13 protein-coding genes are annotated in these 15,150 nt (G+C 39.4%); 3 read left to right on the top strand and 10 right to left on the bottom strand.

Features of this window, described 5'->3' with window-relative positions; all coding sequences use genetic code 11:
• Positions 1–15 precede the first annotated feature (15 nt).
• Positions 16–2,142: a TonB-dependent receptor gene (locus tag QZ576_RS15355; RefSeq protein ID WP_297098670.1), complete on the bottom strand. Its 2,127-nt coding sequence runs from the start codon at positions 2,140–2,142 to the stop codon at positions 16–18.
• 513 nt (positions 2,143–2,655) lie between these two features.
• Between QZ576_RS15355 and QZ576_RS15350 the strand changes: the two genes are divergently transcribed.
• Complete coding sequence (locus tag QZ576_RS15350; protein WP_297098669.1) at positions 2,656–3,873, top strand: acyltransferase family protein; 1,218 nt, start codon at positions 2,656–2,658, stop codon at positions 3,871–3,873.
• Positions 3,874–3,972: 99 nt separating this feature from the next.
• Here the strand turns inward: QZ576_RS15350 and QZ576_RS15345 are convergent, their stop codons facing one another.
• From QZ576_RS15345 to QZ576_RS15335, 3 genes are all read right to left on the bottom strand, one after another.
• On the bottom strand, positions 3,973–4,575 hold the full coding sequence (locus tag QZ576_RS15345; protein WP_297098668.1) for a short chain dehydrogenase: 603 nt from the start codon (positions 4,573–4,575) through the stop codon (positions 3,973–3,975).
• A 227-nt stretch (positions 4,576–4,802) separates the two neighbouring features.
• On the bottom strand, positions 4,803–5,192 hold the full coding sequence (locus tag QZ576_RS15340; RefSeq protein WP_297098667.1) for a nuclear transport factor 2 family protein: 390 nt from the start codon (positions 5,190–5,192) through the stop codon (positions 4,803–4,805).
• A 17-nt stretch (positions 5,193–5,209) separates the two neighbouring features.
• Positions 5,210–6,001 carry a hypothetical protein gene (locus QZ576_RS15335; protein WP_297098666.1) on the bottom strand — a complete coding sequence of 264 codons (792 nt, stop codon included), beginning with the start codon at positions 5,999–6,001 and terminating at the stop codon, positions 5,210–5,212.
• Between the two features lie 648 nt (positions 6,002–6,649).
• Between QZ576_RS15335 and QZ576_RS15330 the strand changes: the two genes are divergently transcribed.
• Complete coding sequence (locus QZ576_RS15330; protein ID WP_297098665.1) at positions 6,650–7,159, top strand: aminoacyl-tRNA deacylase; 510 nt, start codon at positions 6,650–6,652, stop codon at positions 7,157–7,159.
• A gap of 61 nt (positions 7,160–7,220) precedes the next feature.
• On the opposite strand, the gene QZ576_RS15325 is transcribed toward QZ576_RS15330, so the two are convergent.
• The 6 genes from QZ576_RS15325 to QZ576_RS15300 form a co-directional block, all read right to left on the bottom strand.
• Positions 7,221–8,333: a sodium ion-translocating decarboxylase subunit beta gene (locus QZ576_RS15325; RefSeq protein ID WP_367270498.1), complete on the bottom strand. Its 1,113-nt coding sequence runs from the start codon at positions 8,331–8,333 to the stop codon at positions 7,221–7,223.
• Positions 8,334–8,883: 550 nt separating this feature from the next.
• Positions 8,884–9,309 (bottom strand): biotin/lipoyl-containing protein, encoded by a 426-nt coding sequence (locus tag QZ576_RS15320; protein ID WP_297098663.1) that lies wholly within the window; start codon positions 9,307–9,309, stop codon positions 8,884–8,886.
• 35 nt (positions 9,310–9,344) lie between these two features.
• On the bottom strand, positions 9,345–9,716 hold the full coding sequence (locus QZ576_RS15315; RefSeq protein WP_297098662.1) for an OadG family protein: 372 nt from the start codon (positions 9,714–9,716) through the stop codon (positions 9,345–9,347).
• A 14-nt stretch (positions 9,717–9,730) separates the two neighbouring features.
• A complete protein-coding gene (locus QZ576_RS15310; RefSeq protein ID WP_297098661.1) occupies positions 9,731–11,290 on the bottom strand; it encodes an acyl-CoA carboxylase subunit beta in 1,560 nt (519 codons plus the stop codon).
• A 24-nt stretch (positions 11,291–11,314) separates the two neighbouring features.
• Positions 11,315–11,719 carry a methylmalonyl-CoA epimerase gene (gene mce / locus QZ576_RS15305; RefSeq protein WP_297098660.1) on the bottom strand — a complete coding sequence of 135 codons (405 nt, stop codon included), beginning with the start codon at positions 11,717–11,719 and terminating at the stop codon, positions 11,315–11,317.
• A gap of 301 nt (positions 11,720–12,020) precedes the next feature.
• Positions 12,021–13,328 carry an acetyl-CoA hydrolase/transferase C-terminal domain-containing protein gene (locus tag QZ576_RS15300; RefSeq protein ID WP_297098659.1) on the bottom strand — a complete coding sequence of 436 codons (1,308 nt, stop codon included), beginning with the start codon at positions 13,326–13,328 and terminating at the stop codon, positions 12,021–12,023.
• A gap of 430 nt (positions 13,329–13,758) precedes the next feature.
• On the opposite strand from QZ576_RS15300, the gene QZ576_RS15295 reads away from it, so the two are divergent.
• Entirely contained in the window at positions 13,759–14,763 is a 1,005-nt protein-coding gene (locus QZ576_RS15295) for a LuxR C-terminal-related transcriptional regulator (protein ID WP_297098658.1), read from the top strand.
• The last annotated feature ends 387 nt before the right edge of the window (positions 14,764–15,150 follow it).

The raw sequence follows: 15,150 nt of genomic DNA, 5'->3' as shown, positions 1-15,150 counted from the left end.
ATTTAATTTTAAAGTTTATAATTGAAATGATAGTAGAAATACAATGAGTCGTTTTTGTCCCGGAATGATGGGTTGCGATTGATAAACACCATTGTTGTCGGGTGTTTGTGCGTAGTTGTAGCCAAATACATTGTTAAAGCCCAACGTATTGTTTACGATTACGTGTGCCACGGTTTGCGTATTGAAAAGGTAAAATAGGTGCGTGAATCCAAAACTCAAATCGTTGTAGGTTTTGGTTTTACCGGCCATAAATTCGGGAGTGTTTGGATTGTTGAAAGGACGTCCGCTGGCAAAAGTGTAGGAGCCCGAAATAAAGGAATTGATCTTTGTAAAATACTGCTTGTAAACCACCGAGAGGTTGTGTTTTGAAACGTAGTGAGGAGTGACCTTTACCGGGTAATCGCGGTAATTTCGTTTTGAATCGATCAACGAATAGGAAACCCAGTAATCGGCTTTTCCAAACTGTTTCTGGTCGCGCCAAAACACATCGATTCCTCTGGAATAGCCACTACCTGTATTATTGTAATTTCCTGGTTCGGCAGAAAATTCTTCATCAAATTTTACCAGATCGGAATAGTTTTTATTGTAGGCTTCAATTCGTAACGTGCGGCTGTCTTTTTTATATTGCCAGGTTAAAATAGAGTGGCTTGATGTTTCTGGTGCCAGCTCGTCAGTGAATTTCAGATAATCGTCGCCCGGATTCTGAAAGAACTTTCCGTAAGCCGCAGAAAGCTGACTGTTTTTGCTCGTTTTTACCGCTGCCGAAAGACGGGGAACAATATTTATTTCATCGATCAGCGAATTATATTCGGTTCGCAGACCGGCTTTCAGCGCAAAGCTTTTTATTACTTTCCACTCCGATTCGGCAAAGCCGGCAAACAGGTTGTTGTTGAATGAAAGGTTGAAGTTCCCATCCATATCAATGTCTTGTTCGTATTTATAAGCTAAAGCTTCTGCACCAAAGGTTGTGGTTACGTCCTTTACGGAATAATTGGATAAGGTAAGTTTTAACTGGCTGCTGTTTCGCGAAGTAGCGATTTCATCTGAATCGACATCCATATTTTCGCGATCGATGTTAACCGCAGCACCTGTTTGTATCATCCAGTCATCATTCAGCATTTCGTTATAGGTGGTGTTCGAATAAAGATTTTTATTGCCCAAAGAAACTTCCTGTAATGCTGATTGCTCAAAGTTATCATACAGTAAGCTGCTAGTGTCGTAGTTAAAAGTGGCAAACGATTTAAGCATTCCGGTTTCACTGGTTTTGTGTCGGAATAGCATCGTTGAGCCAACAATAACGGGTTCTTGCAACCACTCAACGTTTTGTTTGAACAGCTTGTTGCTGAGCGTGGTATTGAGGTATTCGCCACTGACCGACAGCGACGTATTTTCCCATCTTTTTGCATGCGAACCTTGCAAACCAACCGAAAGAACTGAAATACTCGATTTGGTTTCAGGCTCAAGTGCCACGGTATTTAAAGCTACGATTGATGATAGTGCCTGCCCGTATTCGGCAGAGTAACCTCCGGTGCTAAATACCGAACCATTAAAAAGGATGGGGGAGAACCGGCCTCGTGTGGGCAGATCGGGCATTTTTGAATAGTAAGGTGTATTTACCAACATTCCATCCATAAAGGTTTTGGTTTCGTAGCTTTCGCCTCCACGAACAAAAAGACGTCCTTCTTCGCCCACCGTTTGCGAGCCGGGTAATTTACCAAATGCACCATAAATGTCGCCATTGGCTCCTGCAGTTAGTGCCACATCAAGCGGTTTTAAAACAACCGACTTCTTTTTGTCACTGGCCTCAAAAGTTCCGGCATTAATTATTACTTCGTCGAGTTCGCTTATTTCCTCAATCAATACGATTTTAATATCAGAAACATCTCCTGCGATGTTTAACGCCTGTCCGTAGGTTTCAAATCCTACGCAACTGGCAATTAATGTTTGTTCTCCGGTAGCATCAGTTTTAAAGGTAAATACACCAAGACTATCGCTTGTTGTACCGTCGTAAGTTCCCTGAATAAAAATATTCACCCCGGAAATCGGGCTTCCGGATTCAGATTGTACAACTCCTGAGATTTTGACCTGCGCATGAGCAAACAGAATCAGAAATTGGAAGAGTATGAATAAAAGTGTTTTCATGGTTTTTTCTGTTTTATTGTTTTCGTACTTCAAATATCCTTCGGAAAAAGAAGGGGGAGAAATAAAAGAATACGGTTGGTTAGCATTTCACCACGAACGGGACTAAAACCATCACGAATCGGAAGAGAGATTTACGAATTTGCCATGAAAAACTACATCGTAGATGTTGGTTGAAACTTTAAGGTAGTGGCTTTGTTTTTAATTTTTGGATTAACATAAAAAGCTGAAAAAGAGAATATTATTGCGTTTGGTGGAAATAGTTTGTAACTTGAGAAATAAATATCTAAATATCTTTATATGGTTCTGGCTTTCACCCACACGAAAAGAAATTTCGAAACAATTTGGCTTCATTTTTTGCCTTTACGGCGGAACTGTCGATTTAGGACCATTTTAAAGATTCGAAAATCGATCATCGCACACGCATTTCAAAATACTTTACTGTCATTCCCGAACGCCAATCAGAGATTAAGTCTGGAATAAGTGCGCAAGTATTAACTATAAAAGCTAGCAGTTATGATTAAAACAGATCACGGAAACAAAACGGAGCGTATTCATGCGCTGGACTCATTGCGCGCAATAATGATGTTACTAGGGTTGGTTCTTCATACGGCAATAACTTATGGCACTTTGAATTATGGAAATGCCTGGACGATAAAAGACGCGTCAAGCACAAGTTTTATTATGGATTACATTGTAAACGTCATTCACAATTTCAGGATGCCGATATTTTTTGTAGTTGCAGGATTTTTTGGAGCCTTGTTGTTTTTCGAACGTAGCCCCCGAAGGATGCTTTGGAATCGAACTGCTCGCATATTTATCCCTTTCGTTGTTTTTATTGTGCTTTTGAGTCCGACAATAATTTTTGCTTTTACCTACTCTAAAAGCGTGTTTGCCGGTGTTGAAAATCCGCTTGCTTCTTCTTTAGCGATCTTTTCGAACCCCTTGCTTTTTATTCCTCCCCGAACCTTTCACCTATGGTTTTTGTATTACCTGTTTTTTATCTCCATAATTTCATTTGGATTAGGATATTTGTTTGAAAGTATTCCCCGGTTTACTAATTGGAGCACAAATGTTTTTAACCGGATACTGAATCAGCCAATTTTAAAAGTAGTGGTGTTTTCTGCCCTTACCGTTGTTTTACTTTTTATAATGAATTCAACCTGGGTGGCAACTTCAACAAGTTGGGTGCCCGATTGGAAAACATTTCTTTTCTACTTTTTCTTTTACGGTTTCGGGTGGATTTTATTTAAATCCAAGACTCATCTCGATACTTTTAAAAAATACGACTGGACTTTTACAATACTGGCGCTGGTGGTTATCTCAACCCAATTCTTTCTTTACAGTTCATTGGGCTTTGCATTAACAATCGTTTTTAAATCTGTTGCAGTGTGGTTATTTGTTTTTGGAATTACCGGCCTGTTTATTCGTTACGGAAGCCGGCATTCGCATTTAATGCGTTATAATTCCGATTCATCCTACTGGATCTATTTATTGCATTTGTCGATAGTTGCTACAATCCCGGGATTAATTGCCCAATGGCATGTTTCAGCAATCGTTAAATTTTTATTTGTGTTCCTGCTAACTTCACTCATTTGTGTGATCACCTACCACTATTTTGTTCGGGCAACATTTATCGGTAAGTTTTTAAACGGACGAAAGTATTCGCGTAAGCTACATCCGAAACGTGAGCCGATTCAAGTGCCATTGGAAAAGAAAGCAACGGTTGCCTAATTCTGTAGTCGACAATCAACTTTCAATATCATAGAAGAATAATTCAAAAGAAAATAGCCGCTCTTAGTGAACGGCTATTTTTTATGTAGGGATTGTCCTTTATTCGTAGACGCGAATAATCTCTCCTGTCCGTAATCCTTCCACACTTCGCTCGTAGCCTTTAGCTACTTTTTGCATCGAAACAGGCGTGTGGCCCGGAAAGGCATTTCCAAGTCGTTCTGCCGAGTCTTCAACCAGTTCCGGTGAAACTACATTTAGCCGGAATTCATTTCTATGTTCCTGCGAAACCGCAAGCACAAAACCATGGATGGCATTATTTGCCATAGCCGAGTTAGTTGCTCCAAACACCGGATCGTCGGCTAAAACTCCGGTGGTTAGCGTGATGGAACCTCCCTCGTTTAAGTAGTCTTTACCAATTCGAACAATGTTTACCTGGCCCATTAGTTTGCCTCGCAGCCCAACATAAAAGTCTTCTTCCGAAAGTTCGGCAAAAGGACCCCATTTTGTAGCTCCGGCACAATTTACAATGGCATCAACTTTACCGATCTGTTCAAACATATTTTTTATCGACTCAGAACTTTCCATATCAACCTGCACATCGCCATTGCTTCTGCTGGCTGTAATTACTTCATGCTTTTTCTTAAAATGGTTGGCAACGGCGCTGCCAATGGTCCCTTGTCCTCCAATAACTACTATTTTCATAAACTCAATATTTATTAACCGTTTAACAGCATAAAGTAGCGGTTGTTTAATTGCGGTTACTATTTCGAAATACAACAAAAGAGAAAAGCCAGACTTGCGAAAGCCTGACTTTAAATTGGAATATAGGAAATTTAATGAAGATCAAAATCGATTGCAATTACCTGTTTTCATTTTCGTGTAACTGCAATGATGAACCTCAAAATGGAATACATTTTAATGCAACAGTTTTACGGATTGATCATTACCGCTGTATCAACAGCCTGAAAAAAGACCGCGGGTTTCTCATCCTTAAATGTCCATGTATGCGTGGCATTGGCTTTAAAACGTTTGCCAGTTGTTTTATAAACACCGGTGTAAAAACCTTCCATAACAATTTTATCACCTCCATCGATGAAATCCGAAATTTCAATGCTAAAATCATCAAAATGTTCGGGGATGGTGGCCAGAACATTTGTTAGAACATCTTGCGGTCCAATGTATACACCATCACCTTTAATATAAGGAAGACCGGTGCAAGCGTGCCAAACAATTTTTTCGTCCCACATGGCCAAAACAGCTTCAATGTTGCCCTCCGCAAAATTCTGATATCCTTCTTTTAATTTTTCTAAATTACTCATGCTATTGTATTCTTAATTTATCGAACTTTCATTACTAAACGGGCCATTTCAACACCGCGCATATCTCTTGTTTTTAATGCTTTCTGTACCGCCAGCGAAGTGGTTAAATCCATTTCTCCGCCGCCGCCTTCCCAATGGTTGGCCAGCTGATTATAGTCTTTATACATGCTGTAAGTAATATGCGATCCAACAGCCTCGCTTCCTGCCGGAAGTATTATTCGCAATAATCCCCATGCGCCTTTTTGCCCATTGTCTACCATTTGTTGATGCCACGGTTTAAAGACTTCGTCTTCTACTTTTTCATAACTATCATGTTGCTGTTTCATGATATCAAAAACCATCATGGTGCCGATTTCCATCTCAAAATCACCACTGGTATTATTGATTTCGGTGGTATAAACCTGATGGGCAATATCGCGCGATTTAACCGTTTTTTCCATCATCGCATCACGGTCGCTCTGGCTCATATTGGGATAGGCATTTTGCACATACTGCTGAAATTTGTCACCGGGAATTCCTTCAAGCATGGCTGCCAGACTGCTAAATAGGGTAACGGTGAAATACTGCGAACCTTGTTGAGTTCCATTTGGCATCATGGCCCAAAGATCCCAGCCAATAATGTTGTTATCAGTAATGCGTTGTTGGTGAATCTTCGTCCAGAATTCTTCAACCTGCTGGTAATCGCCATCCATTTCATCCGAAACAGACATGAATTCCATTAAAATATAAAGTCGATCATTTTCTTGTTGTGCAAATAGGGTAGCTGTGCTCAGTAGCATAAAAACGACTAAAAAAATAGACTTTTTCATAATGTTTAATTTTAATTAGTTAGAATTATTGAAATGTTCTAAAAAGCACAGTGAGGTTTCCGAAATAGGCTTTCCGGAATTATAATTTTGCATTTTGTAAGTTGTGGAGATCAAACAATTCTGCTGGATTCTTTTAATGAATCGTATCTCTTTCATGTGGTGATTGTTTGATAAGCAACAACAAGTTAGTGCATTTTGAAAATAGAATACAAAATACTCCGCTATTATTTTTCGAATCAATATTATTTTTTACATAATTGATGTGCAACGACTTAGTTTACGATTGAACTTTGACTAGTCATGAAATTGGAATGATAAAGAATCGAATTGTCGCTCTAAATAAGAGTTTTAGAAAATACTGAATCTGTAATTAAAATACTAATTGGTATTATTTATGACTCTAATTACTGATAAATGATTAGCATAAAATTTATTCGAACAATTGATCGTTTTGTTCGATGGCTTATTTCGGTATCAATCAATAAATCATTTGACTAATGAAATTTTAGCATCGAAGTATGCTTTTAAACTCGGTAAAAAACGAAACCCGGAATATGAATTTCGTGTAAAAATAAACTGCAGAGAAACCTATTGTACTTAAAGAAATTCGAGGAGTTTTCAGATTTAAATAGTTAAACTAAAATTGTTATGCCGGTAAAAAAACTTAAAGCATTTCTTGATGAAAACAATGTAAAGTACATCGTAATCAAACATTCGAGTGCTTTTACTGCTCAGGAAATTGCAGCAAAAAGTCACATTTCGGGTAAAGAGTTTGCAAAAACCGTAATTGTAAATGTTGATGGTAAAATGGCGATGACCGTACTTCCTGCTTCGTATCAGGTTGATTTTGAACTGTTGAAAGATATCTTCGGGTCGCAGCATGTTAAACTGGCGACTGAGGCTGAATTTCAGCGTTTTTTCCCCGACTGCGAAATAGGAGCGATGCCGCCATTTGGCAATCTTTACGACATGGAAGTTTTTGTGGCCGAAACGCTTGCTGAAGATGAAGAAATTGCATTTAACGCAGGCAACCACACCGAAATGATTAAAATGAGCTATGCCGATTTTGAACGTCTGGTTGAACCACGGGTATTCAAATTTTCGTGGAAAACAGTTTCTATGCCCGGCGACCCGAGCGAAAGGTGGGCATTTGAATGAACAAAAAAAAAGGATTTCTGTTTCAGAAATCCTTTTTTAATATATCGTAAGTTGTTTGTTCTTACATCAAGAAACTCAACAAAATACCAGCCGCGACTGCCGAGCCAATAACACCCGAAACGTTTGGTGCCATAGCGTGCATTAACAAGTGGTTGGTTGGGTCTTCTTTTAATCCCATACCCTGTACAACCCTTGCACTGTCAGGTACTGCAGATACACCGGCTGCACCAATCATTGGATTGATCTTGTTCTCTTTTTTCAGGAACAGGTTCATGATTTTAGCTCCGGCTACACCACCCGCTGTTGCAATAACGAACGAGCCGGCACCCAATGCAAAGATCTTAATTGATGCAGGAGTAAGGAATACGTCGGCTTGTGTTGAAGCTCCCACGGTAATACCAAGCAAAATTGTAATGGCATCGATAAGTGGGTTGGCTGCAGTGTTTGCCAAACGTTTTGTTACACCCGATTCTTTTAGCAAGTTACCAAAGAACAACATACCAATAAGTGGCAATGCCGAAGGCGCAATGTATGCAGTCAGAATCAGACCAATAATCGGGAACAGTACTTTCTCAGTTTTAGAAACCGCACGCGGAGGTTTCATTTTGATCAGGCGTTCTCTTTTTGTAGTCATCAATCGGATTACCGGTGGCTGAATAACAGGTACCAGTGCCATGTAAGAATAAGCTGCAATCGCGATAGGACCAATCAGGTTTTTCACCGTGGTTCCATCCGGCAGAACGTTCAATCCATTCGCCAGTTTCGACGAAATGAAAATCGCAGTAGGACCGTCGGCACCACCAATAATACCAATTGCACCAGCTTCAGGAGCGGCAAATCCTAAATAAATCGCTCCAAGGAACGTAAGGAAAATACCAACCTGTGCAGCTGCACCCAGTAACATCAGTTTTGGATTCGAGATCAACGACGAGAAGTCGGTCATTGCACCAATACCAAGGAAAATAAGTGGAGGATACCATCCCTGAACCACACCCTGGTAAAGAATGTTGAGTACCGAACCTGGCTCGTAAACACCCAATTTCAGGTTAAAATCGGCCACCTGGAACATTGGAATGTTACCAATTAAAATACCAAATCCGATTGGTATCAAAAGCATCGGCTCGAAATCGTATTTAATAGCCAGGTAAAGGAAAATAAATCCCACAATCATCATAATGATGTTTCCCCAGGCTATGTTCGCAAAACCCGAGAATTCGTAGAAGTTAAATAATCCGGCTACCGCACCATTATAATTTTTATAGGTGTATCCGTCGCCATACAGGTTACCGTCGGCGTTAATTTTCAGAACGCGGTTAGGCAGTTTCACCTGTAGGGTTGTAACATTGTAACCTCCCTGTTGGTTTGGATCTTTGTTGGTACGCAACTCAGTAATCGGAACGGTGTTGAAGTGCAATTCAACTTGGTCTCCAATAACTTCGTAGCGACCTGAATATCGCTGTTTTGCTGAGTCAAGAAGAAATCCTCCATCAGTTTCAAACGTAAATGTTTTGTAACGTTTTACTGTTGTTGGATCCTCTTTTTGATCAGGCTCTCCTTCTTTATAAGTAGGAATTGGCACATATCCGTCGGAATGATTTATCCATTTCCCCTTTGTAATTACATCGCTGAGTTTCTCTGGCTGACCGGCAGCAAATACTGAGGGCGCAAGAAAAATCAATACGAATAATAATTGAACTATTTTTCTCATGTCAGCAATGTATTGTTTAAGCGATTTCTATTAACAGATCATCTTGCAACACACTGTCGCCCACATTAACTTTAATAGCTGTAACTTCTCCGGCTTTTGTGGTTTGTACCTGGTTTTCCATTTTCATGGCTTCCATAACCATCAGGTTTTGTCCTTCGGTTACCACGTCGCCAACAGTTACATTAATTTTAAGGATTGTACCCGGTAGTGGTGCTGTTACTTTGTGTTTTCCGGTTGATGCTGATTTTTTGATCTGTCCTTCTCCAGGCATCTTTTCAACCGGTTTCCGAATCAGTTTCGGAGTTTTTGAAGTTTTTACTTCTCCGTGAATCTTAACTTCGTAAATGGTTCCGTTTACATCCAGTTCTGCAACATTATCTTCAATGTCTTTTAAGTGAACGTCGTAATCGTTACCACTGATGGTGAATTTATATTTTTTCATTGTTTACTTTTTTTGCTCGTAATATTCAGAATTATTTATCGCGGCCAGTTGTTTTGTACACTGTAAATTTTTGAACTCCAAGGAGAGTACGATTTCTTCGTCTTTTTAATGGTAACGATGTTACTCTCTTCGTCGTGTAGTTCGTTAAAGTACATGTGCAGGGCTAAACTGATTGCTGCAGTTACGTTACCTTCCATGTATTCTTCGTCTTCTTTAACTTCTGCCTGCCCTTTGGTTTTGTTTCTTTTTAGCTTCTCCTTGTTGAATTTCATGTTAATCAACTTTGGAGTATTGCTAAACACAATAACCAAACAGGTAAGCGCTGTGAAAACGATGCAGAATCCAACGATTGCAACAGTGTACCCAAACTGAACAGAACTGGCTAATAGAATTGATAATGGTTCCATAATTTGTTCTGTTTTTAAAGTGGAATATTTGAGTGCTTCTTAGGTGGATTAACCAGTTTCTTAGTAGCAAGACTTTGTAATCCGCGAATAATTCTGAACCTTGTATTACGAGGTTCGATAACATCGTCGATATATCCGTAAGATGCAGCCTGATATGGATTTGCGAATTTCTCTTTGTATTCTTCCTCGTGGTCGGCAACAAATTTAGCGCGTTCTTCAGCATCTTCAATATCGCGTAATTTTCTTCCGTGAAGTACTTCAACAGCACCGGCTGCACCCATAACCGCAATCTCGGCAGTTGGCCAGGCGTAGTTAAGGTCGCCACGCAGTTGTTTACTCGACATTACGTCGTGTGCTCCACCGTACGATTTACGCAATGTGATAGTAATTTTTGGAACAGTAGCTTCACCGTAAGCAAACATCAGTTTTGCACCGTGAGTAATAATACCACCATACTCCTGACGACTTCCTGGCAAGAATCCCGGAACATCAACCAATGTGATGATTGGAATATTGAATGAGTCGCAGAAACGTACAAAACGAGCTGCTTTTACTGAAGCGTCAATATCAAGCACACCGGCTAAGTAATTTGGCTGGTTAGCTACAATACCAACAGGTTGTCCGTCGAATTTAGCAAAACCAACAACGATGTTTTTCGCGTAGTTACGGTGAATTTCAAGGAACTCGCCATAGTCAACAATGGTATGAATAACATCTTTTACTTCGTAAGGCTGGTTCGGATTGTCAGGAATGATTTCATTCAAAACATCATCCAAACGATCGATTGGATCGGCACTGTCAGTGGCAATCGGATCTTCCAGGTTGTTTTGTGGAAGATAGCTGATCAGTTTACGTAAGATAGAAATACCTTCCTGCTCGTTTTCAACTAGGAATTGTGCAACACCTGATTTAGATGCGTGAACTTTACCACCACCAAGATCTTCAACCGAAATGTCTTCGCCGGTTACCGTTTTAACAACTTTTGGTCCGGTTACAAACATGTACGAATTTTGCTCGGTCATCATGATAAAGTCGGTTAGGGCAGGAGAGTACACTGCACCACCGGCACATGGTCCGAAAATAGCTGAGATTTGTGGAATAACTCCCGAAGCCAAAATGTTACGCTCGAAAATTTCGGCATAACCGGCCAGCGAGTTCACACCTTCCTGAATACGTGCACCACCCGAGTCGTTGATACCAATTACAGGCGCTCCGGCTTTCATTGCCATATCCATTACTTTGCAAATTTTCTGTGCAAAGGTTTCTGATAACGATCCTCCAAAAACGGTAAAGTCTTGCGAGAATACGTAAACTACACGTCCGTCGATTGTTCCGTGACCGGTAACAACTCCGTCGCCCAAAAACTTGGTTTTCTCTAAACCGAAGTTTGTACAGCGGTGAGTAACAAACATGTCAAATTCTTCGAAACTACCTTCGTCAAGAAGCATTTCGATTCTTTCGCGAGCAGTAAATTTGCCTTTTTTGTGCTGCGCTTCAATTCTTTTCAATCCGCCACCCAGCTTCGCTTCTGCTCTTAGGTCGATTAACTTTTTAATTTTATCCTGGTTGCTCATAAAATCGGTTATTATAAGTGTCTTTTATTCTTTTCCACAAATTTCGGTTAATACGCCCATTGTAGCTTTTGGGTGAAGGAAACCAATGTTTAATCCTTCGGCTCCTTTACGCGCTGTTTTGTCGATCAACTGAACGCCTTTTTCTCCAAGTTCGTTCAACGAATCGTTTACACTGTCAACAGCAAAAGCAATGTGGTGTACGCCCTGGCCTTTTTTCTCAAGGAATTTACCAATTGGTCCGTCAGGACTTGTTGATTCCAATAACTCGATTTTAGTGTCGCCAACCTGGAAGAAGGCGGTTTTTACTTTTTGGTCTGCCACTTCTTCAACGGCATAGCATTTTAGACCCAGCATCTCTTCGTAGTATGGAATAGCTTCTTCTAAACTATTTACTGCGATCCCGATGTGTTCTATATGAGAAATGTTCATATTGTAAATAATTGTATTCTTGAAAATAAGCAGATTTTGAAGCAGTTAGTACAGTTTATTTAGGCATTAATCGTTTCTATATCTGCTTATTTAGAATGGTTATAAAATATTAATAGTCAAATTTTTAAACTCCAACAAAGTTATGGTTCTTACAATTCCCTATTCACGAAAAACCGAAAACCTGATTGTTTGGTATTACGATTTTAGAATTAGTTAATATTCGAACGAAATGATAAAATTGTTGATGATAATAGTCATAAAAAAAGCAGACACTTGGTCTGCTTCTTTAAACATATGTCTTTTATTCTCCCCTTACATAATGGTAATGTGGACCGAATCGTTCAAACGATGCTTTGTCTAAAGATTCTTGATGGTCAGGGTGAGCGATAGATATCAGAAGTTTTGCTCTTTCCTGAAGTGTTTTTCCATATAAGTTAACAGCACCATACTCAGTTACCACCCAATGCATGTTTGCACGAGTAGTTACAACACCTGATCCTGAAAGTAAGGTAGGGCTGATTTTAGAAATACCTTTATTAGTTACCGATGGAAGTGCAATAATTGGTTTACCTTTTTTAGAGTGACCGGCACCACGGATAAAGTCGATTTGGCCACCAACGCCAGAGTAGTGAGTAATACCAATTGAGTCGGCACAAACCTGACCTGTTAAGTCGATAGCCAGTGCTGAGTTAATTGCTGTTACTTTATCGTTTTTACGTATGCTTGCTACGTGGTTGGTGTGTGCAACATCCATCATAGCAACACGTGGGTTGTCGTCAACAAAATCGTAAAGTGCTTGCGATCCCATAAGGAATGATGCTACCATTTTACCCGGATCGGTTTTTTTCTTTTTACCGGTAATAACTCCTTTTTCAACCAAAGGAAGAATACCATCGGCAAACATCTCGGTGTGTACTCCAAGGTCTTTGTGGTTACCCAATTGCGCCAAAACAGCGTTTGGTATACCACCAATACCCATTTGTAAACAAGCACCATCGTCAACTAACTCGGCAACATTTTTTCCAATTTTAATATCCATATCCGTAAGTGGTGCTGGATCGTGAACATATAATGGAATGTCGTCTTCAACGAATATGTCGATTTCGTCGATGTGCATCATTGCATCACCCCATGCTCTCGGAACATTTGGGTTTACTGCTGCAATTACCGTGTCGGCATTTTCAATAGCAGCGCGGGTTGCATCAACAGAAGTACCTAACGAAACGTAACCATGTTTGTCAGGAACTGACACCATAATCATGGCAACATTTACTTTTAAATAGCCTCTGCGCATTAAACGTTGGGTTTCGCTCAGGAAAATTGGAATGTAATCAGCGTAACCTGATTGCGTTTGTTTTCTCAGGTTTCCACCAACAAAAAATTGTTCAGAATGAAAGATTCCTTCGAATTCAGGATCGGCATAATCTACCTGACCTTCGACATGGATATGCTGAATGGTAACATTATGAAACTCTTTGTTGCGACCTCTCTCAACCATCGGTTTTATTAAGGTGTGAGGAGTGACGGCAACACTACTTAAATGGACTCTGTCTCCGGTTTTGATAACCTTAACAGCTTCCTCCGGCGATACATACTTGATATTTTTCATGTTTTATCGGATTATAAAATACGGCTAATAATTTCAGGTGCGCAAAGATAGAAATTTAATTACCCCCACTATAATTCGAATATTATAATGTGAAGTTCGAATAGATATGTAAAGTATTTGTTAATTGCGGGTTTAGCTACTTTTATTTGGACTAATAACAGATAAGGAATGGAGAGTAGTGGTTTATTGTTAAAAAGTCTGTGAGTCAATTTGTTTCGTAAAATTTCCGGATATAATCTAAACGAATTTTGAGAATGTTGAATATGCTTTAATTTCCTCTATTTCCGAACTTAAGTTTAAGATTTATACGCGCCTGATTTTCGACTTATTTTCTATCTCAATTCAAGAAAATGGGATTTAACTGTTTCATTTATTGGAAATTATCTTAATTTAGCTGTCACCTTTAAAATACATAATAGCGATGAACCAAATGCAACGAGACAAGTTGATATTGCTCAACATGCCCGATGATGATCTGTTCCGGCAGTTTTGCAGTATTCTGAAAACACACAAATATCGTGTGACACGGGCTGTAACAATTCAGGCAGCCGTTCAAAAAATTATTGAGTATTCTCCCGATCTAATCATTTGTAGTCACAATTTTCTCGATTACGATGCTTATCAAACCTACAATTTATTGCGTCGTACCACATTAAATTGTGTAACTCCGTATGTTGTAGTTGTCGACAATTACGACTCGGATGAAATAATGATGGGGCTGGAGCTCGGAGTCGATAATTTTATCTTTACGCCACTCAACGAAAAGCGTATAGTTACAAAACTAAAGCTGTTGTTCGAAAAAATAGATAAACTTAAAGCATTTGAGCGCTCTACTTTCGAAAAGCTTTTTGTTACCTCGCCAATCGGAATGTTGGTTTGCGAAACCGATAGGATTGAACGTGCCAACCCGGCGTTTTATCAGACAATGGGTTTTGACAAAAATTTGAGCCTGCCGGGATTAAAAGAAATTTTTGATTTCAGTGAATTTCCCGAGCAGCAAAAACAATTTTGCAGGTGTTTAAAAGGACTGACCAACGATTGTACCGTTTCGGATGTGCAATTGAAAGGCGGGAATGAGTATCGTACGAATTTGTACATTTCTAATATTTCGAATTTTGTAGTTAACCGTTTGCTTATACAAGTAGAGGTTCGGTTGGATCAAACTGCTAATTCATTTTCCGGCAATGATCAGAAAGTTTTATCTGAAACAAAACAGGAACAACCGGCTGATTTTGAGTTAACCTCGAGAGAGTACGATATTTTAAAAATATCGGGCAAAGGAACCCCCATTAAGCTAATTGCTGCCGAATTAGGAATTTCGCAGCGGACGGTGGAGAAACACCGCTCGAATATTATGCGAAAAACAGATTCAATGAATATTATTGAAGCCATTGGCAAGGTATACGGCATGAGTCAAAAACTCCAGGATACGTGATATTGCGTATTGGATTTATTGAGTGGCGGTATTTACGTATTGCGCAAAATTTTATCAACGTTTACTTTTGAATCGTAATTAAATGATTAGCATCCCTAAGCGAAAGTTTAATTTATCGCGAGTGCCGGACTAACAGAAGGTAGCTTGCTGATAATATAAAAAGGAAGAATTATTGAAATCTACCTCCATTAAATCTATACCGGGTAAAAAGTTACCGCGTGGTATGGATTTTTGTCATTAATACATCTAAAGATGTTAAAAAATAGGGGTATTTTCTACGCTTTAGGTTTAATCAAAATCCATTGTAAATAATAAAAAATAAAAAGGATAGATCCTTTACGAGGCAACATATGCTTATTAATTTAATAATACATAAATAAAATTAAA

The sequence above is a fragment of the uncultured Draconibacterium sp. genome (assembly GCF_913060805.1).
Classification (GTDB): Bacteria; Bacteroidota; Bacteroidia; order Bacteroidales; family Prolixibacteraceae; genus Draconibacterium.
This window is presented reverse-complemented; position numbering and strand designations above follow the sequence as displayed.

Bases quoted from the DNA above. Each gene is read 5' to 3' on its own strand.
- QZ576_RS15335 (WP_297098666.1), bottom strand. From the start codon at position 6,001: ATGAAAAAGTCTATTTTTTTAGTCGTTTTTATGCTACTGAGCACAGCT.
- QZ576_RS15320 (WP_297098663.1), bottom strand. From the start codon at position 9,309: ATGAAAAAATATAAATTCACCATCAGTGGTAACGATTACGACGTTCAC.
- QZ576_RS15330 (WP_297098665.1), top strand. From the start codon at position 6,650: ATGCCGGTAAAAAAACTTAAAGCATTTCTTGATGAAAACAATGTAAAG.
- QZ576_RS15355 (WP_297098670.1), bottom strand. From the start codon at position 2,142: ATGAAAACACTTTTATTCATACTCTTCCAATTTCTGATTCTGTTTGCT.
- QZ576_RS15315 (WP_297098662.1), bottom strand. From the start codon at position 9,716: ATGGAACCATTATCAATTCTATTAGCCAGTTCTGTTCAGTTTGGGTAC.
- mce (WP_297098660.1), bottom strand. From the start codon at position 11,719: ATGAACATTTCTCATATAGAACACATCGGGATCGCAGTAAATAGTTTA.
- QZ576_RS15295 (WP_297098658.1), top strand. From the start codon at position 13,759: ATGCAACGAGACAAGTTGATATTGCTCAACATGCCCGATGATGATCTG.
- QZ576_RS15345 (WP_297098668.1), bottom strand. From the start codon at position 4,575: ATGAAAATAGTAGTTATTGGAGGACAAGGGACCATTGGCAGCGCCGTT.
- QZ576_RS15325 (WP_367270498.1), bottom strand. From the start codon at position 8,333: ATGATGATTGTGGGATTTATTTTCCTTTACCTGGCTATTAAATACGAT.
- QZ576_RS15300 (WP_297098659.1), bottom strand. From the start codon at position 13,328: ATGAAAAATATCAAGTATGTATCGCCGGAGGAAGCTGTTAAGGTTATC.
- QZ576_RS15340 (WP_297098667.1), bottom strand. From the start codon at position 5,192: ATGAGTAATTTAGAAAAATTAAAAGAAGGATATCAGAATTTTGCGGAG.
- QZ576_RS15310 (WP_297098661.1), bottom strand. From the start codon at position 11,290: ATGAGCAACCAGGATAAAATTAAAAAGTTAATCGACCTAAGAGCAGAA.
- QZ576_RS15350 (WP_297098669.1), top strand. From the start codon at position 2,656: ATGATTAAAACAGATCACGGAAACAAAACGGAGCGTATTCATGCGCTG.